The following is a 26,097-nucleotide window of genomic DNA, read 5'->3' on the forward strand; positions in this document are numbered from 1 at the left end:
GGGCTCCTCGCGGGTCGCGGGTTCAGTCCAGGATGGCGCTGGCGTAGGGCGGCAGTGTCAGCCGGCCGCGCCGCAGCGCGGTGCCGGCACGACTATGCCGCAGCACGTGGCGGAAACGGGTGTCACCCAGCGGCACCTGCTGCGGCTGGCCGGACAGGTTGTGCAGCACCAGCACGCGGCTGCCGGCGTCGTCGAGCTGCCACGCGGCGATGTGCGGATTGGCCAGCGGGGGTGCGGTGAGCGTGCCGTCGCGCAGCGCGCCGATCTCACGGCGCCAGCCGATGAGCATGGCGTAGTAGTGCAGCAGCGAATCGCCGGCCTGCTGCTCGGCCTCCACCGAAACGTCGGGGCCGTCGCCGGCACTGAACGTTTTCCAGCGCGTCTCGCCTGCGCCGCGCGGATCGCGGTGCCAGCGCATCGGCTCGCGCAGGTCCGGGTCGGGCTTCTTCCCGCGCATGCCCAGCTCCTCGCCGTAGTAGACGAACGGCTGGCCGGGCAGGGTGAGCAGCATCGCGGCGGCCATGCGCATGTGCTGCGCGTTGCCGCCGAGCTGGCTCATCACGCGCTCCTGGTCATGGTTGGACAGGAACGGCGCGTCCACGCCGGATTTGCCGGTGACCTTGCGGTAGACGGCATCGGTGTGTGCCAGCAGTGCGCCGAGATTGCCGGCGCGTTCGCTACGCGCGCTGTCGATCAGCTGCGTCGCCAGCGGAAAGTCGAACACCGCGTCGAGCGGCTTGAAGTACGGCGCCAGCTCGTCGGCGGAGTCGCGGGTCACCTCTCCGACGACGTAGGCGCCGGGCGCGACCGCATCCAGACCCCGGCGGAATTCGGCCCACCAGGCGAGGTTCTTCTGCAGCGTGAGCGGATTGTCGGCATCCGCCTTGAAGTCGTAGTAGATGTGCTGGGCGGCGTCGAGGCGGAAGCCGTCGACGCCTTTCCTCAACCAGTACTGGCCGAGCTTGACCATTTCCTTGCGCACCGCCGGCGTGTCGTAGTCGAGGTCCGGCATGTTGCTGGAGAAGTCGCCCAGGTAGTGTGCCGTGCCGAGCGCGTGCCAGGCCTGCGAGCCGGCGGCGTCCGCGGCGTGCAGGTCGGTGTGCGGGCCGGCCCAGCTGTACCAGTCGTGATGTGGATCGGCGGGGTCGCGCGCGGCCTCGAACCAGGGATGCCGGTCGCTGGTGTGGTTGATCACCAGGTCGATGATCACCTTGATGCCGCGCTGGTGCGCCTCGCGTAGCAGGCGCTGGAAATCGGCCATCGTGCCGTACTGCGGGTTGATCGCGTAGTAGTCGGTGACGTCGTAGCCGTGGTAGCCGGGCGAGGGATTGATCGGCATCAGCCAGATGCCGCTGACGCCGAGCGACTTGAGGTAGTCGAGCTTCGCGGTGACGCCGTTCAAGTCGCCGGTGCCGTCACCGTCGGTGTCGTACCAGCTGCGCACGAAGATCTCGTACCAGACGCCGGAGGGTGCCGCTGCGACAGGAGCGACGGGCGCGGCCGCGCCCGTCGCGGAACTGCCCAGCGCGAGCAGGGCGACGAGCAGGGATGCAGCGATGCAGCGGATCATGGCTGGCCTCCGGCTACGGTGGAACGCCGCAGCGCTCATGCGGCAAGGCCACCGGCCGCACGCGCCACGAATTCATGGTGCGGCGGTAGCGTGTTCTTTGCGCGGCCGACCAAGGTGCGGATGTCGGCGAGGAAACCGTCCAGCTGCTCCGTGGTCAGCGCGTCGGCCAGCGGGTGGTGGCGCTGCGGCTCGATGCGTTGGCCCAGCAGTACCTGCAGCCAACCGGTTTCGGTGAACAGCTCGTCGGCCTCGCGGAAGATCATGCCGGTGCGGCGGAACAGTTCGATGCGGCGCGCCAGCGCCGGCGGGATTTCCATCGCGCCGCACTGCTGCCAGAACGGCGTGTCGGTGCGCTCGGTGGCCTTGTAGTGCAGGATCAGCAAATCGCGCACGCGCTCGTACTCGAAGCGGGTCTGGCGGTTGTACTCGTCCACCAGCTGTTGCTCGCAGTGGCGGTCGGGGAACATCGCCAGCAGGCGACTGATGCCGGACTGCACCAGGTGGATGCTGGTCGATTCCAGCGGCTCCATGAAGCCGGCGGCCAGGCCCAGCGCGAGGCAGTTGCGGCTCCACGCCAGTCGACGCATGCCGGTGACGAAGCGCAGCGGGCGCGGATCGCCCAGCGCTTCGGTTTCCAGGTTCGCCAGCAGTTGGGCGGCGGCTTCGTCGTCGCTGATGAAGCGGCTGCAGTACACATGGCCGTTGCCTACGCGGTGGCGCAGCGGGATGCGCCACTGCCAGCCGGCCGTGCGTGCGCTGGCCTGGGTGTACGGGCGCATCGGGCCGCCCGGGGCGCTGGCCACCGCCAGTGCGCGGTCGCAGGGCAGCCAGTGCTGCCAGTTTTCGTAGCCGGTGTTCAGCGTGCCTTCGATCAGCAGGCCGCGGAAGCCGGAGCAGTCGATGAAGAAGTCGCCCTCGACGATCTCGCCGTTGTCCAGCTGCAGCGATTCGATGAAGCCGTCCTCGGCGTGCAGGCGCACGTCGACCACCTTGCCTTCGGTGCGCTGTACCGCGCCCGGCGCGATGTGTTCGCGCAGATACTGCGCGTAGCGCGAGGCGTCGAAATGATAGGCGTAGCGGATGCCGCCGAGCGGACTGTCCGGCACGGCTTCCAGCGGCGCGAAGCGGTTCTCGGCGGCGGCCGCGGCGTTGAGCGAGTACGCCCACAGGTCCGGCGTATCCGCGCGGCTGCGCTCCTGCACGGCGCGCAGCCAGTAGTGGTGGAACGGCGTCAGTCCCAGCGGCAGGCCGAGGTCGCCGAAGGCGTGCAGGTAGGAGTCGCCGAGGCGGCCGAAGCCGTTGAGCTGCACGCCCAGTTTGTAGGTGCCGTGGGCGAAGCGCAGCATGTCGTCCTCGTCGATGCCGAGGAAGCGGTTGATGTGGCGGATCTGCGGGATGGTGGCCTCGCCCACGCCGACGGTGCCGATCTCGGCCGATTCGACCAGGCGTATGGCAACACCCGCTCCGAGCGCCTTCGCGAGCAGCGCCGCCGCCATCCAGCCGGCGGTGCCGCCGCCGACGATCACGATGCGGCGGATGCGGGGATCGTTCATGTCATGACTCCTCGGCGTCCTGTCTTCGCTGCCGCGCCGCCGTCGCTGCGGGTGCGCGGATCATGAAAAAAAAGCCCCGCCGGAAAACACACAGCGGGGCACCCTGGGGAGGTAATGTCGATACGACTTACTGGAACTTGTACGAGACGCCGATATCGTAGCGGCGGCCGTAACGCTCCCACGTCAGCACCTGGCGCGGGTCGTCGTTCTGGTAGGTGATGAAGGTCTTGTTGGACAGGTTGGAGCCCTGCACGATGAAGGTCAGGCCCTTCAGGCTGCCGCTGTCGATGCTGTAGCTGACCTGGGCATCGTAGGTGCTGCCGCCCTGGATGGTCTGCTCGATGCGGGACGCGCTGATGCCCGACACCTCGCCCAGGAAGCTCGAACGGTAGCTGTCGCTGATGCGGGCCTCGAAGCCGCTGTGCTGGTAGTACAGCGTGGCGTTGGCGACCCACTTCGACAGGCCCGGCACGGTGATCGGCGTGCTGTTGCCGGCGAACACCAGCGAGCTATTGGTGCGGTTGCCGGTGAGGATCGTGCCGAAGCCGTCGAGTGCCGGCGTGACCAGGTTGAACGGCAGGTTCAAGGTCACCTGGCCGCCCTTCACGTAGCCGTGGCCGTCGTTGGTCGGACCGGAGACGATGCCCAGCGGCGTGCCCAGCTGGGCCTGCTGCGTCGGCGTCAGGCCGAACGGCAGGAACGAGCTGAAGTCGTACAGGAAGGCTGCGTTCGGATTGATGTAATCCTTCAGCTTGAGGTAGTAGCCCGACAGCGCGATGTAGCCACCGCCGCCGCTGCGGCAAATGTCCGAATTCTTCGCATCGCTGGCGTTGCACTCGTAGCCGTTGCCGCCGGAGAAGTAGTGCTCGTAGCTGACGTTGTAGTTGTCGGCCATGGTCGGCTTGAGCTTGGCGTTGCCGCCCGAGGCGCTGAAGTACGCCTGGCTCGGATCGGTGTTCTGCAGATGGGTGAAGTTACCGCTCACCCCCAGGCTGGCGTTCATCTGATCCATGCGCGGGCGGGCCAAAGTACGTGCGGCGCTGACGCGCAGGTCGTCGTTGTCGCCGAACCCGAAGATCAGGTTGGCGCTGGGCAGGACCTTGGTATAGCTGGTGCTGCCGACCACCGGGATCAGCGTGATCGCGTTGCCGGTGATCGCGCTGCCCGGCGCCACGCGTTCGCCGGTCGAACGCTGCGAGGTGTGCTGTGCCTGCACGCCGACGTTGCCGCGCAGGCTGACACCGCCGAGGTAGGTGTCGAGGTTGAACTGCAGGTACGGGGTCAGTGTCTTTTCGCGCACGTTCCAGTTCGGCGGCATCGCCAGCGACGAGCCGAAGGTAGGCACCTGCTGCAAGGTGCCGTTGTCGATCAGGTCGAACGGGTTGTAGCAGAGCTGGTTGGCGATGCCCATCCACGACAGCGGGGAGCACGACGTACCGCTGAACGGCGCGGTGGTGACCGCGTTACCGCCGCTGATGGTGCCACCGCCCAAAGTGAGGAAGCTCTGGTCGATGTGGTAGCTCTTGTCGCGGGTGCTGTGCGCCACGCCGAACTCCATGCTGGAGAACGGACCGCTGGAGAAGCTGCGCTCGGCGCTCAGGCGCAGGTTGGCCAGGTAGTCCACGGTGTGCGGCGCATTGATGAAGCCGGCCTGCACCACGTCGTTGCCGCCGCCCCAGCCCTGCGGATCGGTCAGCACGACGCCGTTGGTGTAGTCCAGCGACGGGGTGAGGTAGAGCAGCCCGTTGCTGCGCTCGACGAAGCCGAGGGTGTCGGTGGCGCCGTTGGCCGGAGTGAAGCCGGTGCCGGAGTAGCTTTCGAGGTTGATGTCGCGGCGGGTGGCGCGCGAGTAGTTCGCGTCGAGGTCGGCCGTCCAGTCCTCGTTGATGGTGAACTTGTTGTCCCAGTTGAAGTTGTAGACCCGGGCGCTGGTGCTGTTGTAGTCGTTGCGGATCACCGGCTTGACGCTGCCGTAGGTGCCGTTGGTGATCATGCCGTTCTGCACGGTGCCGCCCGGCTGCAGTTGCGCGGAGCCCCAGAACAGCGGGAACTCCATGCCCTTGGCCTGCTGCACTTCCTTGAAGTTGTCGTAGGTGAGGTCGACGACGCCGTTGTACCAGTCGTTCGGCTGCCACTGCACGGTGGCCAGCACGCCGCGCCGCTTCATCGTGTCGGAGATGCCGTAGTTCTTCGCGCCGCCGACCACGGCGTTGCCGTTGGCGTCGGTCGGATAACCCCATGGCGCCTGGTGCTGGATCTGCGCGGGGTTGGATTCCATGTCCACGCCCAGGGTGACGCCGAGGGTGTGGTCGGCGAACTGGTGCACCCACACGCCGTTGACATTGTAGCCCTTGTCGCTGACGCCGGGGCCACTCGCCAGCTGGGACATGTCGTTCCAGATGTAGTGGGCATTCAGCGCCGCCTCGGGGCCGCTCTTTTCCAGCGGGCGGATGGTGTGCATGTCGACGGTGCCGGTGAGGCCCTGGCCGATCAGGTTGGCCTGCGGGGTCAGGTGCACCACCACGTTGTCGAACCAGCTCGACGGGTACTGGTCGAACTGCACGTCGCGGTTGTTCGAGGTCGAAACCTGCTGGCCGCCGTTGACCAGCGCGGTGGAGAAATCCGGGCCGAGGCCGTGGATGGTCAGCACCTGCGGGCGACCGCTGACGGTCTGCACGGCGAGGCCGGGCAGGCGGCCGAGGGTATCGGCGATGCTCACGCCGGGCAGCTTGCCGACCTGTTCGGCCGATACCGCCTCGACGATGCTGCTGGCATTGCGCTTGAGCGCGGTGGAGTTCTCGATGCTGCTGACGAAGCCGTTCACCTCGACGGCTTCCAGCTTCTTCGTCTTGTGCTTGCCGTCGGTGTCTTTGCTGTTCTTGTCGGTCGACGACGGCTGGGCCTGGTCTTGCGTGTCCTGCTGCTGACTGGCCGAGGGTGCGGTCCCGGCATAAGCCGTGGCGCAGACGCCAAGGCACACCGATGCAATCGCCATCGCCAGCACGTTATGTTTCAGAACCATGTACTCCCCTCCCACAAAAGGTGTGTCGCCGTCGATCTCGGTTGTTGGACTCCCCCCGCGCTTTCGTCGGCGACGACCGTCGGCAGGTGCGCCGTCGAGATTTTCGGCGGCGTGTTTGCATGGTAGGCCGGCATTTCCGCAGCGAAGCATTTTCTGCATACGTATTCATGGTGGGCGCCCCGGCGCGCTTATCGCAGTGCAGCATCGCGTGTCCGGGAGGCGGGTACCAGCGGCGCGAGCCGCGGTGCGACTCGGCATTGGCGCGTGACGCATGAACCACCGCCGGCACACCGCGCACGCGGCATGCCGCGACTGCAGCACGAATGAATACGTATGCACATCCGTGCTGGTCGCAACGAAGCTGCGGCTAAGCTGATCGGCATTCAACGACGGGCGTCGAATGTGCCCGCCTCATGCTGCGGGGACATGTTCAAATGAGTGATGCACCCTGGTGGCGCGGAGCCGTCACCTACCAGATCTATCCGCGCAGCTTCCTGGATACCGATGGCGATGGCGTGGGCGATCTGCCGGGCATCATCGAGCGGCTCGACTACGTGGCCAGCCTCGGTGTGGACGCGATCTGGATCGCGCCGTTCTTCCGCTCGCCGATGGCGGACTTCGGCTACGACATCGCCGACTATCGCGACGTCGATCCGCTGTTCGGCACGCTGGCCGACTTCGACGCGCTGCTGGCGAAGGCGCATCGCCTCGGCCTGAAGGTGATGATCGACCAGGTGCTCAGCCATACCTCGATCGAGCATGCGTGGTTCAGGGAAAGCCGCGAGAACCGCGACAATCCGAAGGCCGACTGGTACGTGTGGGCCGACGCGCGCGAGGACGGCAGCGCGCCGAACAACTGGCTGTCGCTGTTCGGCGGCTCGGCCTGGCAGTGGGAGCCGCGCCGCGGCCAGTACTACCTGCACAACTTCCTCGCCTCGCAGCCGGACCTGAATTTCCATCATCCCGACGTGCGCGCGGCCATTCTCGACAGCGTGCGCTTCTGGCTGGACAAGGGCGTGGACGGCTTCCGCCTGGACGCGATCAACTTCTGCTTCCACGACCGCGAGCTGCGCGACAACCCGCCCAAGCCGAAGGAGAAGCGCGTGGGCCGCGGCTTCAGCCCGGACAACCCGTACGCGTTCCAGTACCACTACTACAACAACACGCGGCCGGAGAACCTGGCTTTCCTCGGCGAGCTGCGCGCGCTGATGGACGGCTACCCCGACGTGGCCACGCTGGGCGAAATTTCCTCGGAGGATTCGCTGGCGACGATGGCCGAGTACACCCGCCCCGGCCGGCTGCACATGGGTTACAGCTTCGAGCTGCTCACCGACGACTTCAGCGCCGCGCACATCCGCGGCACGGTGCAGGCGCTGGAAGCGCAGATGACCGACGGCTGGCCGTGCTGGGCGATCTCCAACCACGACGTCGAGCGCGTGCTGACGCGCTGGGGCAGGGATCGGCCCTCGCCGCAACTGGCCAACCTGCTCACCGCGATGGTCTGTTCGCTGCGTGGTTCGGTGTGCGTCTATCAGGGCGAGGAACTGGGCCTGACCGAGGCCAAACTGCCGTACGAATCGCTGCAGGATCCCTACGGCATCGCGTTCTGGCCGCAGTTCAAGGGCCGCGACGGTTGCCGCACGCCGATGCCGTGGAACGAGGCCGACGCGCATGCCGGCTTCAGCCGCGGCATGCCGTGGCTGCCGGTGCCGCAGGAACACCGCGCGCTGGCGGTGAGCCGGCAGGATGCCGATCCGCATTCGGTGCTGAACGGTTTTCGCAACTTCATGCATTGGCGCAAATCGCAGCCTGCGCTGCGCTGGGGCGAGATTGCCTTCATCGACACCGTCGATCCGGTGCTGGCGTTCACCCGCCGTCTGGACGGCCAAACGATACTGGTCGTGTTCAACCTGGCCGACGCCGAAGTCGAGATCCGCCTGCCTGCCGCATTCGGCAGTGCGCATCCGCTGGAGGGGCACGGCCTGCTTTCCGGCCATTTTCACGGCAACCAGCTGCAGTTGCCTGGCTATGGCGCCTGCTTCGCCAGCGTGGCGTGAGACTCGCCATTGCCGCGCGAACACAAGGAACCGGCGTGACGCGGTGTCGGCGCCTGCCGTGTCTTGTGGCAGCGCTGCTGCTGGCTGCGTCGGCCGGAACGACGATGGCTGCGAATCCATCGGCGCTGCCGCAGGCAAGCGCCCTCTCTCCCGGCAACGCTAGGGGGGAGAGTCGGAATGAGGGGGTGCTCCACCTTCTGCTCGATGCGCCGGCGTTCGCGCCGGAAAAAATCAAGCTCACCATCTACCTGCCGCCCGGTTACAGCCGGACCGCCCGCCGCTATCCGGTGCTGTACGCGAACGACGGCCAGGACATGGAGGCTGTCGGCCTGCAGTCGACCCTGGCGCAGCTGTATCGGGACAAGGCGATCCAGCCGGTGATCGTGGTGGCGATCAGGATGCTCGCCGATCGCGCCAGCGGCTACGGCCTGTCCGACCGCGCCGCGGCACGCAGCTTGGTCGGCGGTTCGCCGATCGGTCCGATCGGCACGCGCGCGCAGGATTATTCCGCCTGGGTCGCGACGGCGCTGGTGCCGTATGTGGACGCGCACTACCGCACGCGCCAGTCCGCGCGCGGGCGCACGATGCTGGGCTGGTCGCTCGGTGCATTGAACGCGTTCAATCTCGGCTGGCAGTATCCGGAAGTGTTCGGCCAGGTCGGCGCGTTCTCGCCCTCGTTCTGGCTCGCTGCGGATCGCGGCAGCACCACGGTGGTGCAGCACACGCGGCTGGCGCAGGCGATGGTCGATCGCGGTCGCAAGCGCGCAGGCTTGCGCATGTGGTTTGCGGTGGGTACGGCGGAGGAAACCAAGGATCGCGACGGCGACGGCATCAACGATACCGTCGACGACACGCAGGACCTGCTGCAAGGCTATCGCGGCGCCGACGGCTTTCGCCTGCGCGGGCTGAAGCAGCTTGGCTATACGGTCAACATGGATGTCGCGAAGCATCCGTCGCGTCATGCCGACGCCACGCTGTTCCTGCTGCCCGGTGGCGTGCACAACCAGGCGTCATGGAAACGGATGCTGCCGGTGTTTCTGCGCTGGGCCTACGGCCGGCACTGACTGGCCACCGTTGCTCCTCCCCCTGCACGCAGGGGGAGGAGCATGGCAAGAGCCTCGAACTTATTTCCGCTCGGCGGCGCTGGTGTCGCGGGTGCCGCGGAATTCGGAATCCTTGCCCCAGTTCGGCCACTGGTCGGAATTCGCCAGGTCGTGGCCGACGGCGTAGAGCAGTTGCAGGTCGCGCGCCATGCCGGTGAACGACCAGTTGGCCTGCCATTCGTCGTCGGGCTGGTGATAGCGTTTGGCGGTGTAGTCGTCTTCCGCCGCCTTGCCGGCTGCGAGGCCGCCGTCGATCCAGTCGTTGCCGGAGCCGAACGAGATCGCCGGTACGCCGCGCTTGGCGAACGAGAAGTGATCGGAGCGGAAGAAGTGGCCGGCCTCCGGCTTGGGGTCCGCCGAATAAACCATGCCGTAGTTCTTCGCGTCGGCGATCAGGTCGTCGAGCAAGTCCAGCTTCGCGCTGCCGGAGATGGTGAAGTTGCGCGCCGGGCCGTGCGGGTCGAGCGCGTCCATGTTGAGCACGCCCACGGTGGTGGCCAGCGGGTACAGCGGATTGGCGGCGTAGTACTCGGAGCCGAGCAGGCCCTTCTCTTCGGCGGTGACGTTGAGGAACACCACCGAACGCTCGGGTTTCGGCCCTTGCGCGAAGGCACGGCCCACTTCGATCAGTGCCGCGGTGCCGGTGGCGTTGTCGACCGCGCCGTTGTAGATGCGGTCGCCGTTGGCGTCGGGTGCGCCGACGCCGAGATGATCCCAGTGCGCGCTGTAGATCACGGTTTCGTCCGGGTGCTTGCTGCCCTCGATGCGGCCGACGATGTTGTGCGAGGTGATCACGCCGGAGTCGACCTTGAAGTTCGCCGACAGGCTCTCGCCCTTCAGCACTACCGGTTTGAAGTCGCGCGTCTGCGCCTGCTGCTTCAGCGCGTTGAAATCCAGCCCGGCGTGCTTGAACATCTGCACCGCCAGGTCGCGCTGGATCCAGCCTTCCAGTTGCGGGTGCACCGCCGCCGGGTTGTCGCGCACGATGTCGAACATGGTGTTGGTGTTGGAGTTCTTCACCGTGGCCCAGCCGTACGAAGCCGGCGCGGTTTCGTGGATCACCAGCATGCCCAGCGCGCCCCGGCGCGCGGCTTCCTCGTACTTGTAGGTCCAGCGGCCGTAGTAGGTCATCGCCTTGCCGCCGAAGTCGCCCTTGCCGGTTTCGAAATCCGGATCGTTGATCAGCACCACGGCGATCTTGCCGTGCAGGTCGATACCCTTGAAGTCGTCCCAGTTGCGCTCGGGCGCGGTCACGCCATAGCCCACGAACACCAGCGGGGCGTTCGCGATCGCCACGCTGGTGGAGCCGTCCATCGGCGCGCGCACGGCGATCTGCTCGCCCTGGGTCAGCGCTTCATGCTTGTCGCCCAGGCTCAGTTTCAGCGCGGGCGTGCCGACGATCTGGCTGCGCCGCAGCGGCACCGCCTGGGTCCAGCTGCGCTTGCCGTCCTTGAGGTCGCCGCCGGGTTGCAGCCCGGCGGCTTTCATCTGCGCCACCACGTAGTCGATGGTCTTCGCCTCGGCCGGCGTGGCCGGGCCGCGGCCCTCGAAGGCATCGGAGGACAGCATCTTCACTTCGGCGGACAGCCGCTCGGTGCTGAAGGTCGGTGTGTCGGCGGCCTGCGCGACCGAACACGCGGCCATGATCAGTGCGGAAAGGAGCAATCGCTTCACGGGCGTCACCTGTAGAGGGAAGGAACCCGTCGATAGTAGTGAGGCGAGGTGCGTCGGTCCATCCGGGCGGCGTGCCATTGGGTCCGAGGCATGTCGAGCGACAAGGCTTGCTATACGTCCGGCCGGCTTGGCGCGGCTTATGGGTTGATAGCTCGGACATCGCCAAGGGCACTTCAAATGCACCGCTTTTTGCCGTCACCCCTGCGAAAGCAGGGACCCAGTGCGTCAGGCTTCGCTGGATGGCCAGCTTCGCTGTTGCAGGGCTCCTCCTGCTTTGCAGCGGTGGCGAATTTGAGGAAGGGGTGTTCGAGGTGTCTTAAGGGTCGACTAAGGGAATACCGCTACTGTACGAAGGCAGCGTGCGCATGTCTGGCGGCGAAGAGCTCCATCCGGCGCCGCGTCATGGCGTTTCCTTTTGGCCGTCCATATGACACCGGTTACGGATGGTGCTGCGGTGCTGCGTAATGAGACGCGATCATTGCGAGGGGCGTGGGTTCATGAGAATTGCGTTAGTCCGGAGCGTGAGTGATGCCTGTCGATTTCGGGAAGGGTCCAGGAAAGGTGGGCTGTCGTAACTTGCGGGAATCTTCCTGGTACCGATCACTCGATGAATAACGTTGCCGAACTGCCACAAGGCGAGCAGCCATCCATCCATGCCAGGGTGCGGCGCGGCGATGCGCTGCGGCATCGCGCCATCACCCTGCTTTTTGGTCGCCTGTTTTCCGCCGTGGGCAGGCAGCTGTGCGAGCCTGGCCAGTTGCCGACGCGCGGCATCCATCGCGTATTGATCTGCCGGCCCAATCATCGACTCGGCAATGCAGTGCTGATCAGCCCTCTGCTGGCCGAGGTCGAGGCGCTCTATCCCGGGGCCGAGATCGATCTGGTCAGTGGTGGCGAGGCAGCGCGGATGCTGTTCACCAACCGCTTTCAGGTGCGTCAGGTCTTCTGCCTGCCGCGAAAGATCGCCAGGCACGTGTGGCAGACGATCGTGCTGCTGCGGCAACTGCGGCGCAGCTCCTACGACCTGGCGATCGATGCGTGCCATGGGTCGCAGTCCGGTCGCCTGTTGCTGGGCGTCGTCAAGGCTCGCTTCAAGCTCGGCTTTCCGGATGCCCGGGCGAATGCCGGTTCGCTGTGGCACAGCCTGTCTTGGCCGGATCATCTGGCGCATCGCAGCGTGTTTCTGCTGCGTACGGCGTACGCGGGGAAGGTGGACCGGCCGTGCGAGACGCTCAATTTGCGCCTGTCCGAGGGCGAGCGGCAGCAGGCGGGCAAGGCGCTGGCCGCCGTTCTCGGTGGAACGCAGCCAGCATCCGGACGCCCGGTTGTCGGCATATTCGCCAATGCCACGGGTGCCAAGCGTTACGGCGAGACATGGTGGACGGAATTTGTCGATGCACTGCTGGCCTCGCAGCCGAACCTGCTGATCGTGGACGTGGTGGCGGAACACGGTCAGGCACAGCTTGGCGGAGATTTTCCTTCTTACTACACGCGCGACTTGCGCCGCCTGGCCTCGATGATCGCGAACATGGACGGCTTCATCAGCGCGGACTGTGGTGTGATGCATCTGGCCGTTGCCAGCGGCACCCCGACTGTCGGCCTGTTCTCGGTGACCAGTTCGTCGAAATATCGCCCGTATGGGCGCAGCAACACGGCCATCGATACCGGCGGCATGAGCGCGGCCCAGGTGGCCGGCATGGTTTCGGCGTGGCTTGCCCTGACCTTGCCGGCCGAGCGGCAATCCACGCTGCCGCTGATGGCATGCAGCTTGTAGGGCGCGGCTGATACATGGGGAAGCGGCACGCGGGATGCGTGCTCCGCCCGCCCATGTACCGGCGTTCACTTGCCAGACTCAGTAAGTACCGACCACCTTGCCGCTGGTGGCGTCGATCTTCAGCTTGACGTGGTTGCCGGCGGGATTGTCGGCCTTGGCCTTCCACATGCCGTTCTCGAACTCCACGTCGCGCACGTGCGTATAGCCCTGGGTTTCCAGCGACGCGCGCACGTCCTGCTTGCTCAGCTGCGACACCTGCTCGTCCGGGTACACCTGACCGGTTCTCGCGTCGATGCGCAGATCCACCCGGTCGCCGTTCGCGCTCTTCGCCTCGGCGTACCACATGCCGTCCTTGAACTTCAGGTCGTGCACCTTGGTATAGCCTTGCGCGGTGAGTTGGCCCTGCACTTGCGGTTCGGTCATGGCTTGCTGCGCCGTCGCGGCGCCGGAGACTCCCAGCGCCAGCGTCCCCAGCGCCAGGGTGAAAGTCAGTGAAGCGAGCTTGTTCGTCATAGGGGAGCACCTCGTTGCCTGTGGAAGGCCCGAGTCTTGAGCAGGCCAATTCAACCTGCGGTGAACACGGACCGTCGCCGCCGGCTGCCGTTCAGGCATGTGACTTTTGCGTCAACGATTTCCGGCTTGGACGTCCTCGACCGTGCCGGGTTTTCTCCAGTTGGTTATAGTTCGGACTGGTTCGGAGGCGTGGGGTTTCGATGAGCGATCGTGGTCAGGCACCGTTCCGCTCCGGCGAACGATCTTCGGGACCGCAGGGCACCCGGCTTTTTTCCACCGAGGCATTGCGGCAGTACATCAGCGATGCCGCGGACGGGGCGGATGGCCGGATCAGCGCGCATGAACCGGTGCTGGAAGGCAGCAGCCCCGGCATCGAGGGGCGCCGCTTCACCCTTCGCCCGGGCCGGCAGGCCATCGGCCGCCGGGGCGACAACGAGATCGTCGTCGACGACCTCAGCGTATCCGGCAACCATGCCTGGATCACCAACCAGCAAGGTCGCTGCGTCATCGTGAACACGCTGTCCACCAACGGCACGTTCGTGAACGACCGGCGCATCCACGAGGCGGCCCTGCGTCACGGCGATCACATCCGGCTGGGGCAGGCGGAGTTCGTGTTCCTGACCCGTGAGCCCGGCCTGCCGAAACCCGCATTCCGGCGCTGGATCGGCGCAATCTTGCTGCTTGCCGTGCTCGGCGCTCTGGGCGTGCTGGCATGGCGGTTCCTCGGGTCGCCGTGAGCGAGAGCCCCATCCCGCAGCAGGTCGGCCGCTATCGCATCGAGGGCATCCTCGGCGAAGGCGCGATGGCTGTCGTCTACGCCGGTTTCGATCCGGGCATCGAGCGCAAGGTGGCGATCAAGTGCCTGCACCGGGAGGTTGCCGCCGATCCCGCCTATCGGCGCCGGTTCCGGATCGAGGCGCGCGCGGCCGGCCACCTGACCCATCCGCACATCGTCACGATCTTCGACGTCGGCGAGACCGACGATGGCCGCTCGTACATCGCGATGGAGCGCCTTTCGGGCGAGACACTCGCCAGCGCGGTCGCCCGCGAGGGGTTTCCGTCGCTGCCGGTGATCATCGACCTGGTGGGGCAGCTCGCTGCCGCGCTCGACTATGCGCATGCCCGTGGCGTCCTCCACCATGACGTCAAGCCCGAGAACATCATGCTGACCGATGGCTGGGGCTACGCCAAGATCAGCGACTTCGGCATCGCCGAACGCCGCGGCTCGCCGCGTGACGCCGACGGGCTGCCCGCGGAAATCGGCGGCACGCCGGCCTACATGGCACTGGAGCGCCTGCGTGGCGAACGGGCCGACGCGCGCAGCGACCTGTTCTCGCTGGGCGTGGTGCTGTACTGGCTGGTCACCGGCAAGCTGCCGTGGCCGGACATCGGCAACGTGCAACAACTGGTCAGGAAGCGCCTGCGCTCGCCGCGCCCGCCGATCCGGCCGCGCGATCCGGCGACGCCGTCGATTTTGATCAGCATCGTGCGCACCTTGCTGGCGCCCACGGCGGAGTCGCGCTACCAGCGCGGCGCGGAGGTCATCGACGACCTGCGCCTGGCGGCGCGCGAGTACGAGCGCGCGCGCGAAAATCCGTTGGCGACCCGCATCATTTCATTGCGCCTGCGCTGGGCCAGCAGCCTGGGCGCCATCCTGAGCCTGGTGCTGATGCTGGGGCTGGCGGCGATCTACGCCAAGCAGAGCGCCGCGGTGAGCGGGGTGGCGCTGGATTTCGGCAGCTCGATGGGCCGCATGATCGCCAGCGAATCGGCCGAGAACCTGCTGCTCGACGATCACGCCGCCACCCGCGCCCTGGTCACGGACGTCTCGCGCAACCAGCAGATCCACTACCTGGCGATCGCCGATCGCGCAGGCGACGTCATCGCCAGCACGCAGCAAGAGGAAGTCGGCCGCAAGCTGCCCGCTCCACAGGGAATGGAATACCTGCCGCGATCGGGCGATATCCAGAGCTATCTCAGCCGCACCGCAGGCGACCCGGCGCAGGGCGGGATGCTGCTGTTCGACGTGCCCATCCATTACCAGGCGAAGGTGGTGGGTGACCTGCGCCTGGGGATCAGCAATGCGGCCTTGCGCGCGGCGCAACGGACCACGCTGTGGGTGATCGCCATCGTGCTGGTGCTGACCCTGGCGGCCGTCGTCGGTGCGGCCTATTGGCTGTTCCGCCGGCCGCTCAATACGCTGAACCTGCTTGGCGATGCGCTGCTGCGGGTGGCGCGTGGCGACTTTCGCCATCGGATCCGGTTGACCCGCCGCGATGAATTGGGTCGGCTGTTCGCCACCTTCAACCTGATGAACGGCGCGCTGCAGGCCCGGCAACACCGGTCCGGGGAGCCGTCCGCGCCGGCAAGCGCCGGTGTGGACGTGACGCGGCCGACGCGGATCATGTCGGTGACGGCCGATGAAGGTGGTGGCGGCGAGGCCTGAGCCGCAGGTCAGTACTGCTTCAGCCGCTGCTTGAGTTCGAGTGCCCGGGTACGGTAGACGATGGCCGGCTCGTAGTCCGGCGCGATCGTCAGCACCCGATCCCACAGCGCGATGGCCTGGTCCAGTTGCTGGTCGCGGTACAGCACGATCGCGCGCTCGTGGTACGAGTCCAGCAGCTGCGTTCGCAGCGCCGTCGCCCCAGCTCCGGCCGGCTTCAATTGCGGGTCGATGGCCAGCGCCTGATCAAGGCGGGCGAGCGCCTGATCCTTGTGCCCCTGGCCGAGCAGGGACACGCTTTCGCTCTGCAGCCGGCGCGCTTCTGCCGCCGGCGATTCGGTGCCGCGCACGATCGCCGTCGGCATCGTGGTGGCGGCCGGCATCGCGCCCGCAGCCGCGGTGTCGGTTGCGGCAGACAGCGGCATGTGCAGCGTCTCGCCGGCGCGCAGCATCGAGGGATTGGTCGAGCCGTTGTAACGGGCCAGGATCAGGAACCGGCTCGGGTCGCCAAGATAGCGGCCGGCCAGGGTGCTGTAGGAGTCGCCCGGCTGCACGACGTGCGCGCGCCAGCGTTCGCCCAGCGCCTGGCGGGGATCGGCGGTGAGCTGGCGCAGCATGGCCTGCGCCGCGCGGTCGCCCGGGTGCTGTTTCAGGTACTGCCGCAACGCTGTCTCGCCCTCGGCGTAGTGGCCAAGCTGAAGCTGGTTGCGGATGATCGCAGCCAGCGAAGGCTGCCGGGACGTTCCCGCCGACGACGCAGGCGATGCCGTCGACGACTGCGACGGAGTGACCACCACCGTGGAATGCCCACCGCGCAACGGAGCGCAGCCGCCCACGCCCAGCGTAGCCAGGGCCACGGCAACCAACACCGCCCGAATTCGCGGTTGCCGGTCGCTGGCGCCAGGCGGCAGTGCGTGGATGTCGATTTGCATGTTCATCGTCCGGCAGTCCCCTGTTGCAGCATCCGTCCCGGAAGGGTGGAGCGCACCGTCGGCAGCGCAGTATAGCTTCGGTCAGCGGGACTGCTGCGGGGTGGCCGCACAGTTTGAGACACGGAGCGGCGCACCTACGACTTGCGCGTGCGCCGGGGCTTCGCCTGCGCCGCCACGATCAGCTGCTGCAGGTAGGCAATGCCTTCCTCCTCGGGGAAGAACGCCACCACGTCCGCCACGCTCAGCTCGTGCCGCTTGCGCAGTGCGAGGAACTCCTCCCGCGCCATCGCCAGCCGCTGCGCCGCCGCGGCCTTCTTGCCGAGTGGCTTGGCCGGCAGCTGCTTTTCAACCTTGCGTTCGAGCTTGGCGAGCTCTTCCTGGAACTGGCGGAAGTCGTATTTCTGGGTGGGCATGAAGTTAGGGACACTATCGATGGGTGCCCCGATTTTCGCACGTCGGCGCGCTGTGGCGCAGACGCAGCGCGTTCGGCGCCGGCGATGCCTGCGCGCCGGCAGCGGTACCTTCGTGTGGTGCCGGTGTCAGCCCGCCCGGATTCGGACCAGGACGAAACGCCGGACAGCGCGTGCGGTTGATCGGGATCGGGCAGCGGCGATGACAGATCGCGGCAAGGTGCTGCACTCGCCGCGGAACCGACGGCTCAGGCCGTCACCGGTTGCCTGTCGCGACGAGGCAACGGCGCGGGGCGTTGCCCTGCGAATCGCGTGCAGCGCTGTAGGCTTGCGAAAAAAGTGTGGCGAATCGTTCACCCGAACCCGTCGGGCGTCGCTGCGGGGATGCCGGGGCCTTCTGCACGACGCTGAGACGGAACGGCGCTATGGTCGCGGCAAGTGGTGCTTCGGCCGCGCTGACGGCGTAGCTTGCCAATGTCTTGCGGCATCTTGCGTATCGCTGCCGCAGCCGGTCGGCTAACAGCCGCTGTGTACTGCCCGCGATGTCCTGCTTGAGATCTTCATCCATGGCGGCTTCTCGAAAGAGAACCCAAAGTGGTTCGATGCATGGCAAAGCAGCATCCGTGCCAATGCCTGCAATTGTGATCATCATCACGCAATATCGCGAGTTGAGCATGGTAGCGATGCGCACTGCGCCTCGGTGCGGAACGGCCCGGGATGGTGGGTCTGGGGGCGCAGACCCCGGATTTTGGCAGGCCCGATTTTCCCGTGGCGAGCCGGTGCAGGCGTTGCCTGGATCTGCGCAGCGGAACACCATCCGCCCCTGCCGATGGATGATCGACGATACAAAAGTTGTCGACGAGTGACCCAAAACGGTCAGGTGCCACGGCCGTAACCTGCGGACTGCCGTTCGTGGCGAGTGGCTTGCCGGTCGGTCCGGCTGCATGCTGCAGGCTCGCCCATTCGTACCACCGGAAGCGGCGGCGAGAGCACGAAAGCAGACGCTCGTGCGGCCCCGCGCCAAGAAGCTCTAACTTTCTCTCGCGTAGCGACTGGGAGGCTGGCCCACGTGCCGGTTGAACGCGGCGCTGAAAGTGCTTGCCGAACTGTAGCCGACGCGTTCGGCAACTTCGGTGAGCCCGATGTCGTGGCGTCGAAGCAGATCCTTTGCGACCACCATGCGCCAAGCAAGCAGGTATTCCATCGGCGGCAGCCCCACGGTGCGCGTGAAGCGCTTGAAGAACGCCGAACGCGAGAGCGCGGCTTTTTTCGCCAGTTGGGCCATCGTCCAGGATCGCGCAACCTGTCCGTGCATCTGCTTCATTGCTGGTGCGAGTCGGGCATCGGCCAAGCCGCGCAGTAACCCCGGAGGCGCATCCTCGCCCGAAGTCGTCCGCAGCGCTTCGATCAGCAGAACCTCCACAAGGCGCCCGAGCACGAGGTCCCGGCCTGGTCTGAGTCCACTCGATTCCTCCCCGACAAGTCGTACCAGCACCGTGAGCCTCTCGACGCCGCGCACATGCACCACCGCAGGCAGCAGAGACACCAGCACACCCGCATCGGGCGAATCGAAGACGAAATAGCCGCCGAGCAGTCGGACATCCGGTTTTCCGCCGCGTGTGCCGTGACGAACTTCGCCTGTTGGTGCGGGCGTCACCTTCGGATCGATTCGCTCGGGCGTCACCGGCTCGAACCCGGACATGGTGAAGCCCGGCGTCGCCGGCAGGAGCACGAAGTCGCCTGCTTCAAGTGTGAGCGTGGGGTGGCCGTCGACGGCGAGCAGGCAACTCCCCTCGATAACGGCACAGAAGCTCGGTTGACCGAAGTTCGAGTAACGGACACCCCAACGGCCAGCGCCGCTGATGGTCTTCGAAAACACCGTGCGGGGCTGAAGCAGGGCGATGATTTCCGAGAGGGGATCATTCATGGTTGGACGCTCACGAGTGAAATTCGGACGCTTCATGGTAGAGCGTCCAGTGCGTCGCCGCTATCGTGACCATCACACCAAACCCAAGGAAACCAACGATGAAAACGGTCCTCATTACAGGCTGTTCTTCCGGCTACGGGCTCGAGATCGCCCGCTATTTCCACGCGCAGGGTTGGCAGGTAGTCGCCACCATGCGAACGCCGCGCGAAGATGCTCTGCCCCGCTCGGACCGACTCCGTGTTCTGGCGCTCGACGTCACGCAACCCGAGAGCATCGCGGCTGCGATCGCGGCGTGCGGGCCCATTGATGTTCTCGTCAACAACGCAGGCATCGGGGTCGTCGGGGCCTTCGAGGCCACGTCGATGTCCACGGTGCGCGAGGTGTTCGAGACCAACACCTTTGGCGTCATGGCGATGACGCAGGCGGTATTGCCGCAATTCCGTGCGCGGAAATCGGGCGTGGTGGTAAACGTGACATCGAGCGCAACTCTGGCGCGGATGCCGCTGGCGGCTGCTTACACCGCGAGCAAGGCGGCAATCGAGGGGTTCACCGGTTCTCTGGCGTTCGAACTCGAATACTTCAACATTCACGCCAAACTGGTTGAGCCCGGTTACGGCCCGACGACACGTTTCACGAGCAATGGCGGAGCGCGAATGGAAGGTCTGATTCCGGAAGCCTACGCCCCCTTCGCGGCCCCCATCTTTGCTGCGTTCGGGCAGCCGACGGTACTAACGAAAGAGTCCGATGTGGCCGAAGCGGTATGGTGTGCCGCGAACGATGTGTCGGGACAACTACGGTTTCCCGCCGGCGCTGACGCGGTGGCGCTGGCTCAGTCAAGATAAGCGACGGGGCGGTGCCGGGCACCGGTGTCGTCGTCCCTGCCTCGGCATATGGCAGTCTGTTCTCAGTGCAGTCGCGTGGAGCATCCCTGACAGCCCGTGCGCTGGCTCTGCGCGCACTGACGGGTGTGATGGTCTGGCGAAGGAACAGCAGCGCTACGCAACGACGCGATCGGCTTGGCACAAGGGCTGCTTGGGCACCTGCCTGCACTTGGCGGCACAGAAACGCACGGTTTACCGTTTACCAAACGTTACCCAAAGATTTTTCGTGATCGTTTCCATCGATCGTTCGTCGAGCAAGGGATGAAAAATCTGGGGCAATGGAGTGGTTTCCACATGACGCTGCCGGTTGGTTCCGGCACCCGCCTTCTATTTGAGCTTGCTCGCGAAATACCGGCATAGGGAACCGCTGATGCCAACCAACAATTCCGCTTCTTCTATAGATGGCGATTTGCCCTCTTGCAGATGCCGTCCGAAATTTGAACTCCATCCCCAAGCTTTCTCGACCACGATATCCAGTGGTGCAGGAAAAAGGTCGCGGCGTCGGGAAACAATCGTTCCCAGCGTGTCTTTTGACTCGCCAACGTCGCGCGCCACACACTCCAATGCAGCCATCGCATGTTGGATGGCTCCTGTTACATCGGGTTCTGGGCGACGCGACAAGTCACGGATGGCTTCGTGGAGTTCGTATGCAGATGTGTGCCGATTGACCGCGTTAAGTTGCTTGGCAGCATCTTGCAAGGTGTCCTCAAAGACTTCCGTACCTCGATACTCGATGATTCCGTTACTGAGCTGCCACCCCAGGCCTGAAAAACGAAAGTAACGATTGAGCTCGCCTTCAAACAGAGCGTGTCCGTGTAGACCACTGACATCCCCAAGAAAAGCGCCTATGTTCGGGTGAGTCACTAGGTATCTATAGATGATTTCGATGATGTCGTAGGCATGAAACCAATCGCAATCTCGCAAATAGCCGCGAACTTCCTCATCAATATTTGGCGTCTCGCTCCAGTTATTGGCGTCGGGTGCGAGGAAAAGAGCGTCGCACACGAGCCGCCGCAAGTCGCTGGGTTTCAAACCTGACCGATAGGCCAAGCCGATGAGCGTCGCGCGCAGAGCTTCGGGCGCCTCGTGTCTTGCGGTGATTTCAGCATCGGGCGGATACAGTCCGTTGCGTTCCGAGAAGCGTGACATAGCGATGCCAAAAAGTAAGTTGGCATCATGCTACGCCATCCGCACTCGCTGATTCATTCGAAAAGGCTCTTCTCATTAGATTTAGGCTGGGGGCTCCTGGCTAGCTGGCGGTTACGATCTAGCATGGTTGCTGCGTATCATGCGGTGATAGACCAGTGGCATAAGCCTCACAAACTTAAAGGTCCGATTTCGCCGATGACGCCACATCGGATGAGGCGGGACGCCACTGACGTCCGAGTAAGGAGGGGATGAAATGATGAAGAGCACAATGCGATGGATGGGCGTTCTCGCTCTGTTGAGTATGGCCGGATGTTCGTCGCAGAACCTGTCGGGCACGTATATGGCACGCGATGACCACGGCGCTGCGTTGCTCCAACTCACCGAGAGCCAAAGTCAGCAGGTGATGGGGAGCATGGTTCTCATCCAGGTCAAGCCCAATGGCCAGGCGGAGCGCACGGACATCAGCATCACGGGTGGGACCGTGGATGCGAACGGGCACTCGCTGGTGCTCACAATGAAAGCCAACGAATTGTTGAGTCTGGCGCGCAACGTCAGTGGCCAGGTTTCAGACGCGGGGATCGACTTGGCGATGCCCGGAGGCAATGCACATTTCTCGCCCGCTAAGTCCCAAGAGTTCGACGCAACGATAAACGCGTTGGTTGAGGTCGGGAAACAGCGGCGGCAACTCCAGGACCGGGCCAAGCAGATAGCCGAGGACGTCAAGCGCGTTTCGGAACTCACGCAGGCATTGAGCGCATACAACACTCGTATCCTATCAAGCACGCAAGGCCCCGAAATCGCGCGGCACCAGGAAGAACAACTGGTGGAGGCTGCCCGGAAAGACCATGGTCTCATGCAGGATCTGGAGGCCAAGCACCAAGATTACCCTGCAGGCCAGGTGCGCTTTCGTATCGGGCAGCTTGCCTTCCAGATGGGGCAGATCAAGTTTCAAGTCGACCAGGTGCTTCAACAGGGGAGTGAACACTTATCTGAGTTTGATAAGGGGCTCGCCAACAGCCCGTGTTCTGCCTCTGCCAGCATCGACGGATGTGATCGCCTGGCGAAGGAACGGCAACGCTACGCAACGACGCGAGCCAAGGTGGAAAGCAACCTCGCGCAACTGTCGAACGACATCCAGAAGAACGAAGCGGCGATTGACGCCATCAACAAGCAATAGGCGTCAATCGGGTCACCAAGGACATGGGGCGCCAACATGGTTGTTCATTCAATGCTGTTGCTGACTTTACTGATTTGGCCCTGGCCCTGATGCCATGACTCTGGACCAAATGCCCGTCATAACCGCTGTGCAGGAGCGCGACATCGATCTCTTGCTCCTGGAACAGCTGCACGCCAGCCCAGCATTCGTTGCTTGGTGGTGTGAACAGTTGGAACTGGACGGCGCCACGTTCGACGGTGTTTGGCACAGTGTCCACAACGCAGACGGCGAAACCGACGTCTTGCTCCGCGTGAAGGTGGGGAGTGAGCGGGTTGGTGTGCTGATCGAGAACAAGGTCGCTGCGTCGGAACAGCACGAGCAGGACCTGCGCTATCACCGCCGAGGGGCACAAGGGATCGCGGACGGGTGGTTCGATCGCTATGTCACCTGCATGTGCGCACCGCAGACTTATCTCGACGGCTTGGCTGAGCACTCGCAATACGTGGGTCGGATTGCCTACGAGCGGATCGCTGATTGGTTTTCACAACAGAATGATGCCCATTCGGCCTGGCGCAAGCGAGTCATAGATGAGGCTGTGAAGCAAGGCCGGCGCGGTTACACGAAAGTGGTTAACGATGTGGTGACCGCTTTTCATCGAGATTATTTCGCGTACCTATGCCGCACCCAACCCAACCTGCGGATGAACCCGCCCGGCGAACGAGGCGGGCAGGGCCACTGGATCATCCTTTGGGTGGAAGGGTGGCCGGCGCGTATCCGGCTGAACCACAAGATGAAGCGTGGCTCCATCGGCGGTTCCGTTGAGCTGGGTCTTTTCGGGTTCAGCCAGGCAGACATCGTGCAGCGGGTGGGGCAGCTTCCACCGGACGTCGTGCCGATCACCACGGGGCAATATGGGTCGCTGGCCATTCGGGTGCCCCCACTGGATTATAAGACGCCTTTAGCGCCGCAGATCGCAGCATTAGATGAAGCCTTTGCCACCATGCAGCGGCTTGGCGTATATGCCAAGTTTTTCACCTGATGAAATGGCCGTCTAAATGCGCTGTCGGCATGTTCGAGCACAGGTTTGCAGAGCGTCAATATTCGTCGAGCATTCGTCGAACAGGGGATTATTACGCCCAGCAGGGGCTAATTCGTCGAGCGGGGAAAAAATTTCGTCGATCACTTTTAAGTCCCCAGTCAGCTGTTTTGACCGTAACCCAAACGTAACCCACAAAAGAAAAGGCCCACTTTCCGAAAATTCGAGAAGTGGGCTAAATCTTTGTTTTATCGCCATAAAAATGGTGGCCGGGGACGGAATCGAACCGCCGACACGGGGATTTTCAATCCCCTGCTCTACCAACTGAGCTACCCGGCCGGGAACCTGGCGATCAGGGACGACCGCGAGGGTTGTCGATGATGCGTGGAGCCGCGCATTAGACCGAATGCGCGGCGTTTCGTCAAGACTCGTGGTCGGGCGGAGTGAAGCCGGCGGCCTGGGCGAAGTCGCCGCCGAACAGGAATTTCTCCATCTGTTCGCCGAGGTATTTGCGCGACTTCGGGTCGAGCGGATTGAGCCGGTATTCGTTGATCAGCGTGGTCTGGTGGGCCAGCCACTGTTGCCATGCGGGCTTGGATATCTCGGCGTAGATGCGCTGGCCGAGCGGGCCGGGCCAGGGGGCGAAGTCGAGGCCTTCGGCGTCGATGCCGAGCTTGGCGCAGTGGATGGTACGGCTCATGGTTCGAATCCTGGTGGGGGCACCGTAGTGGTGAGTGCAGCTTGCGGATCGGCTCAGGCGTTGTCGTTGATCTGCAGCAAGAGGCTGCGCACCGGTGCGGGCAGGCCGAGTGCGTCGAGTTCGACGGCGCTGCACCAGCGCAATTGCGGATTATCGGCGATGCCGCGCTGTGCTGTCGCGCGATCGAACAGCAGCGGCTCGATGTCGAGCCGGTAATGGCTGAACACGTGGGTGAATGAGGCGAGCGCCTGCGCGTCGTCGATCTGCGCGTGCTGCTGCGCGATGCGCCAGGCGCCGTCCGGGTCGCTCGCTTCGGGCAGGCTCCACAGGCCGGACCACACGCCTTGCGGACCGCGTCGTTCCAGCAGCACGCGGCCGTGGCGGTCGCGCAGGATCAGCATCACGGTGGCGCGGGTGGGAATGGATTTGGGCGGCTTGCGGCTGGGCAGTTGCGTGGTGAGGTCGTCGCGATGGGCGATGCAGTCGGCGGCCAGCGGACAGTCCGCGCAACGTGGGCGCGAGCGCGTGCATAGCGTCGCACCGAGATCCATGATCGCCTGGGTGTAGTCGGCGACGCGGACCTCCGGCGTGTGCGCTTCGGCGTGTTGCCACAGTTGCTTCTCCACCGCGCTTTCGCCGGGATGGCCGTGGATACCGTGGTAGCGGGTCAGCACGCGCTTGACGTTGCCGTCGAGGATGGCGAAGCGCAGGCCGTGCGCCTGCGCCAGGATCGCACCAGCGGTGGAGCGGCCGATGCCGGGCAGCGCGATCAACGCGGCGAAGTCGCGCGGCAGTTCGCCGCCGTGCCGTTCGACGCAGAGCTGCGCGGTGCGATGCAGGAAGCGCGCGCGGCGGTAATAGCCGAGCCCGGACCACAGCGCCAGCACGGTGTCCTCGTCGGCGGCGGCAAGGTCGCGCAGGGTGGGCAGCGCGTTGACGAAGCGCTCGAAGTAGCCGACCACGGTGGCAACCTGGGTCTGCTGCAGCATCACCTCGGACAGCCACACGCGATAGGCGTCGCGCCGGCCATCATCGAGCGCGTGTTGCCACGGCAGGTCCTTGCGGCCGTGCCGGTCGAACCAGCGCAGCAGGCGGGTGGCCAGGGGCGCGCTCATGGTTGCTTGCTGGCGGCGGGTTTCGCCGGTGCGGCTGCCGTGCCGGCCGGTGCGGGCACGGCGTCGCCGGCGCGGATGGTGAGACCTTCGATGCTGATGCCGCCGGCTTCGAGCTTGGCGATTTCCGCGTGGCCGCTGCCCGGCGGCACGCTCAGTTGCGGCCCTTGCGGATCGCCCAGCTGGCTCCACCAGTGGGCCAGCGCCAGCGGCGGCAGGCGCAGGTCGGCGTGGTTGGCGGGGCCGTCGAGTTTCAGCGCGAGCAGCAGCGGGTTGCTCTGGTCGGCGGGGGTCAGCAGCAGCGAGATGTCGTATTGGCCGGCGCTGGCCTGGTCGAGCTTGCCGGCAAGGCTGGCGGCGGCATCGGCGGCGCCGTGCCAGCGCGCATTGCCGGTGAGCGCGAGCGTCATCGCGCTGCCTTGCGACAGGTGCAGGGTGATGTTGTTCAACTGCAGCGCGTTGCCTTCGATGCGCGGCGTGGCGGACAGCCGCAGTTGCAGCGGCGTGCCCGCGGCGGTGACGGCGGACAGGCCGAGCGGGAATGGCCGGCCGGAAATCAGGCTGCCGGCTTCGAGCGAGACGTTGCCGAGCAGCACCTCGTTGCCGCGCACCACGCTGCCGTGGCTGATGCTGACGCCGGTGTCGATGCGCGGGATGTTCGGCGGCGCGTCCTCGGGTTGCGCGGGCAGGGCGGCGAGCCATTCCTGCAGCGCGTCGAGGTCGACCCGGGGCGATTCGATCTGCAGTTGCGAGATCACCGTGGGGCCGCCAAGCACGGTATGCCATGGCAAGACCAGCTGCCCGTGCGCGGCCAGCAGGATCGGCGCACCGGCGCCTTCGGCATTGAGTGTGATGCCATCCAGGTCCAGCGCCGGCCGCGGGAACAGGGTCGGGCTGGCCGGGCTGGCCAGGTTCAGTTCGAGCCCGGCGGTGCGCGCCTGGGTCTGCAGCATGCGGGTGAAGCGCTCCGGCTGCAGCAGCAGGTAGACGGCGACCACCGCCGCGAGCACCACTGCCAGCACGAAGCCGCCAAGTGCCAGCAGGATCAGCCGCAGTCGGCGCGACATGCGTTCAACCTCGCCTGC

21 protein-coding genes and 1 tRNA gene are annotated in these 26,097 nt (G+C 65.3%); 8 read left to right on the forward strand and 14 right to left on the reverse strand.

The features are described 5' to 3' along the window. Positions 1-22: 22 nt before the first annotated feature. The 3 genes from ASG75_RS13240 to ASG75_RS13250 form a co-directional block, all read right to left on the reverse strand. On the reverse strand, positions 23-1,570 hold the full coding sequence (locus tag ASG75_RS13240) for an alpha-amylase family glycosyl hydrolase (RefSeq protein ID WP_056390285.1): 1,548 nt from the start codon (positions 1,568-1,570) through the stop codon (positions 23-25). 35 nt (positions 1,571-1,605) lie between these two features. Beyond that, a complete protein-coding gene (locus ASG75_RS13245) occupies positions 1,606-3,123 on the reverse strand; it encodes a tryptophan halogenase family protein (RefSeq protein ID WP_056390289.1) in 1,518 nt (505 codons plus the stop codon). 127 nt (positions 3,124-3,250) lie between these two features. Then, entirely contained in the window at positions 3,251-6,145 is a 2,895-nt protein-coding gene (locus ASG75_RS13250; protein ID WP_056390293.1) for a TonB-dependent receptor, read from the reverse strand. Between the two features lie 434 nt (positions 6,146-6,579). Here ASG75_RS13250 and ASG75_RS13255 point away from each other — a divergent pair, with 434 nt between their 5' ends. Both ASG75_RS13255 and ASG75_RS13260 read left to right on the forward strand, forming a co-directional pair. After that, positions 6,580-8,202 carry an alpha-glucosidase family protein gene (locus ASG75_RS13255; protein WP_056390297.1) on the forward strand — a complete coding sequence of 541 codons (1,623 nt, stop codon included), beginning with the start codon at positions 6,580-6,582 and terminating at the stop codon, positions 8,200-8,202. A 185-nt stretch (positions 8,203-8,387) separates the two neighbouring features. Next, positions 8,388-9,266 carry an alpha/beta hydrolase-fold protein gene (locus ASG75_RS13260; protein ID WP_235580235.1) on the forward strand — a complete coding sequence of 293 codons (879 nt, stop codon included), beginning with the start codon at positions 8,388-8,390 and terminating at the stop codon, positions 9,264-9,266. A 60-nt stretch (positions 9,267-9,326) separates the two neighbouring features. On the opposite strand, the gene ASG75_RS13265 is transcribed toward ASG75_RS13260, so the two are convergent. Then, the gene (locus tag ASG75_RS13265; protein ID WP_056390301.1) at positions 9,327-10,979 is read right to left on the reverse strand and encodes a M28 family metallopeptidase; all 1,653 of its coding nucleotides are present in this window, start codon (positions 10,977-10,979) and stop codon (positions 9,327-9,329) included. 661 nt (positions 10,980-11,640) lie between these two features. On the opposite strand from ASG75_RS13265, the gene ASG75_RS13270 reads away from it, so the two are divergent. Further along, positions 11,641-12,753 (forward strand): glycosyltransferase family 9 protein, encoded by a 1,113-nt coding sequence (locus tag ASG75_RS13270; protein ID WP_235580236.1) that lies wholly within the window; start codon positions 11,641-11,643, stop codon positions 12,751-12,753. Between the two features lie 78 nt (positions 12,754-12,831). Here the strand turns inward: ASG75_RS13270 and ASG75_RS13275 are convergent, their stop codons facing one another. Then, positions 12,832-13,266, reverse strand: coding sequence for a PepSY domain-containing protein (locus tag ASG75_RS13275; protein ID WP_056390306.1), 435 nt, complete (start codon positions 13,264-13,266; stop codon positions 12,832-12,834). Positions 13,267-13,550: 284 nt separating this feature from the next. Here ASG75_RS13275 and ASG75_RS13280 point away from each other — a divergent pair, with 284 nt between their 5' ends. Then, positions 13,551-14,003: an FHA domain-containing protein gene (locus ASG75_RS13280; RefSeq protein WP_082547613.1), complete on the forward strand. Its 453-nt coding sequence runs from the start codon at positions 13,551-13,553 to the stop codon at positions 14,001-14,003. Beyond that, positions 14,000-15,712, forward strand: a complete 1,713-nt coding sequence (locus ASG75_RS13285; RefSeq protein ID WP_056390312.1) for a serine/threonine-protein kinase — start codon at positions 14,000-14,002, stop codon at positions 15,710-15,712. The genes ASG75_RS13280 and ASG75_RS13285 overlap by 4 nt, the downstream gene beginning before the upstream one ends. A gap of 8 nt (positions 15,713-15,720) precedes the next feature. Here the strand turns inward: ASG75_RS13285 and ASG75_RS13290 are convergent, their stop codons facing one another. From ASG75_RS13290 to ASG75_RS13300, 4 genes are all read right to left on the reverse strand, one after another. Then, positions 15,721-16,647, reverse strand: coding sequence for a LysM domain-containing protein (locus ASG75_RS13290; RefSeq protein WP_056390315.1), 927 nt, complete (start codon positions 16,645-16,647; stop codon positions 15,721-15,723). Positions 16,648-16,775: 128 nt separating this feature from the next. Next, positions 16,776-17,054: a hypothetical protein gene (locus ASG75_RS13295; RefSeq protein ID WP_056390319.1), complete on the reverse strand. Its 279-nt coding sequence runs from the start codon at positions 17,052-17,054 to the stop codon at positions 16,776-16,778. A 253-nt stretch (positions 17,055-17,307) separates the two neighbouring features. Next, the gene (locus ASG75_RS16400; RefSeq protein WP_157616981.1) at positions 17,308-17,742 is read right to left on the reverse strand and encodes a hypothetical protein; all 435 of its coding nucleotides are present in this window, start codon (positions 17,740-17,742) and stop codon (positions 17,308-17,310) included. A 339-nt stretch (positions 17,743-18,081) separates the two neighbouring features. Continuing rightward, the gene (locus ASG75_RS13300; RefSeq protein WP_200935709.1) at positions 18,082-18,978 is read right to left on the reverse strand and encodes an AraC family transcriptional regulator; all 897 of its coding nucleotides are present in this window, start codon (positions 18,976-18,978) and stop codon (positions 18,082-18,084) included. Between the two features lie 98 nt (positions 18,979-19,076). Between ASG75_RS13300 and ASG75_RS13305 the strand changes: the two genes are divergently transcribed. After that, on the forward strand, positions 19,077-19,820 hold the full coding sequence (locus tag ASG75_RS13305; RefSeq protein WP_056390328.1) for an SDR family oxidoreductase: 744 nt from the start codon (positions 19,077-19,079) through the stop codon (positions 19,818-19,820). A gap of 366 nt (positions 19,821-20,186) precedes the next feature. On the opposite strand, the gene ASG75_RS16060 is transcribed toward ASG75_RS13305, so the two are convergent. Next, complete coding sequence (locus tag ASG75_RS16060; protein ID WP_082547614.1) at positions 20,187-21,008, reverse strand: hypothetical protein; 822 nt, start codon at positions 21,006-21,008, stop codon at positions 20,187-20,189. A gap of 253 nt (positions 21,009-21,261) precedes the next feature. Here ASG75_RS16060 and ASG75_RS13315 point away from each other — a divergent pair, with 253 nt between their 5' ends. Continuing rightward, positions 21,262-22,185 (forward strand): hypothetical protein, encoded by a 924-nt coding sequence (locus tag ASG75_RS13315; RefSeq protein ID WP_056390333.1) that lies wholly within the window; start codon positions 21,262-21,264, stop codon positions 22,183-22,185. 94 nt (positions 22,186-22,279) lie between these two features. Next, positions 22,280-23,203 (forward strand): PD-(D/E)XK nuclease family protein, encoded by a 924-nt coding sequence (locus ASG75_RS13320; protein ID WP_056390336.1) that lies wholly within the window; start codon positions 22,280-22,282, stop codon positions 23,201-23,203. Between the two features lie 260 nt (positions 23,204-23,463). On the opposite strand, the gene ASG75_RS13325 is transcribed toward ASG75_RS13320, so the two are convergent. The 4 genes from ASG75_RS13325 to ASG75_RS13340 form a co-directional block, all read right to left on the reverse strand. Then, a tRNA-Phe gene (locus ASG75_RS13325) sits at positions 23,464-23,539 on the reverse strand. A gap of 82 nt (positions 23,540-23,621) precedes the next feature. Further along, positions 23,622-23,900 (reverse strand): oxidative damage protection protein, encoded by a 279-nt coding sequence (locus tag ASG75_RS13330; RefSeq protein WP_056390339.1) that lies wholly within the window; start codon positions 23,898-23,900, stop codon positions 23,622-23,624. Between the two features lie 53 nt (positions 23,901-23,953). After that, positions 23,954-25,015, reverse strand: a complete 1,062-nt coding sequence (gene mutY / locus ASG75_RS13335) for an A/G-specific adenine glycosylase (protein WP_056390341.1) — start codon at positions 25,013-25,015, stop codon at positions 23,954-23,956. Beyond that, a complete protein-coding gene (locus ASG75_RS13340; RefSeq protein WP_056390343.1) occupies positions 25,012-26,079 on the reverse strand; it encodes an AsmA family protein in 1,068 nt (355 codons plus the stop codon). Before ASG75_RS13340 ends, mutY begins: the two co-directional genes overlap by 4 nt. Positions 26,080-26,097 lie beyond the last annotated feature (18 nt).

Source organism: Rhodanobacter sp. Soil772, from assembly GCF_001428385.1.
Lineage (GTDB): Bacteria > Pseudomonadota > Gammaproteobacteria > Xanthomonadales > Rhodanobacteraceae > Rhodanobacter.

Excerpts from the sequence above, each read along its gene's own strand:
- ASG75_RS13315 (WP_056390333.1), top strand. The coding sequence starts at position 21,262 with ATGATGAAGAGCACAATGCGATGGATGGGCGTTCTCGCTCTGTTGAGT.
- ASG75_RS13290 (WP_056390315.1), bottom strand. The coding sequence starts at position 16,647 with ATGAACATGCAAATCGACATCCACGCACTGCCGCCTGGCGCCAGCGAC.
- ASG75_RS13300 (WP_200935709.1), bottom strand. The coding sequence starts at position 18,978 with ATGAATGATCCCCTCTCGGAAATCATCGCCCTGCTTCAGCCCCGCACG.
- ASG75_RS13255 (WP_056390297.1), top strand. The coding sequence starts at position 6,580 with ATGAGTGATGCACCCTGGTGGCGCGGAGCCGTCACCTACCAGATCTAT.
- ASG75_RS13295 (WP_056390319.1), bottom strand. The coding sequence starts at position 17,054 with ATGCCCACCCAGAAATACGACTTCCGCCAGTTCCAGGAAGAGCTCGCC.
- ASG75_RS13305 (WP_056390328.1), top strand. The coding sequence starts at position 19,077 with ATGAAAACGGTCCTCATTACAGGCTGTTCTTCCGGCTACGGGCTCGAG.
- ASG75_RS16060 (WP_082547614.1), bottom strand. The coding sequence starts at position 21,008 with ATGTCACGCTTCTCGGAACGCAACGGACTGTATCCGCCCGATGCTGAA.
- ASG75_RS13340 (WP_056390343.1), bottom strand. The coding sequence starts at position 26,079 with ATGTCGCGCCGACTGCGGCTGATCCTGCTGGCACTTGGCGGCTTCGTG.
- ASG75_RS13330 (WP_056390339.1), bottom strand. The coding sequence starts at position 23,900 with ATGAGCCGTACCATCCACTGCGCCAAGCTCGGCATCGACGCCGAAGGC.
- ASG75_RS13240 (WP_056390285.1), bottom strand. The coding sequence starts at position 1,570 with ATGATCCGCTGCATCGCTGCATCCCTGCTCGTCGCCCTGCTCGCGCTG.
- ASG75_RS13250 (WP_056390293.1), bottom strand. The coding sequence starts at position 6,145 with ATGGTTCTGAAACATAACGTGCTGGCGATGGCGATTGCATCGGTGTGC.
- ASG75_RS13245 (WP_056390289.1), bottom strand. The coding sequence starts at position 3,123 with ATGAACGATCCCCGCATCCGCCGCATCGTGATCGTCGGCGGCGGCACC.
- ASG75_RS13320 (WP_056390336.1), top strand. The coding sequence starts at position 22,280 with ATGACTCTGGACCAAATGCCCGTCATAACCGCTGTGCAGGAGCGCGAC.
- ASG75_RS13275 (WP_056390306.1), bottom strand. The coding sequence starts at position 13,266 with ATGACGAACAAGCTCGCTTCACTGACTTTCACCCTGGCGCTGGGGACG.
- mutY (WP_056390341.1), bottom strand. The coding sequence starts at position 25,015 with ATGAGCGCGCCCCTGGCCACCCGCCTGCTGCGCTGGTTCGACCGGCAC.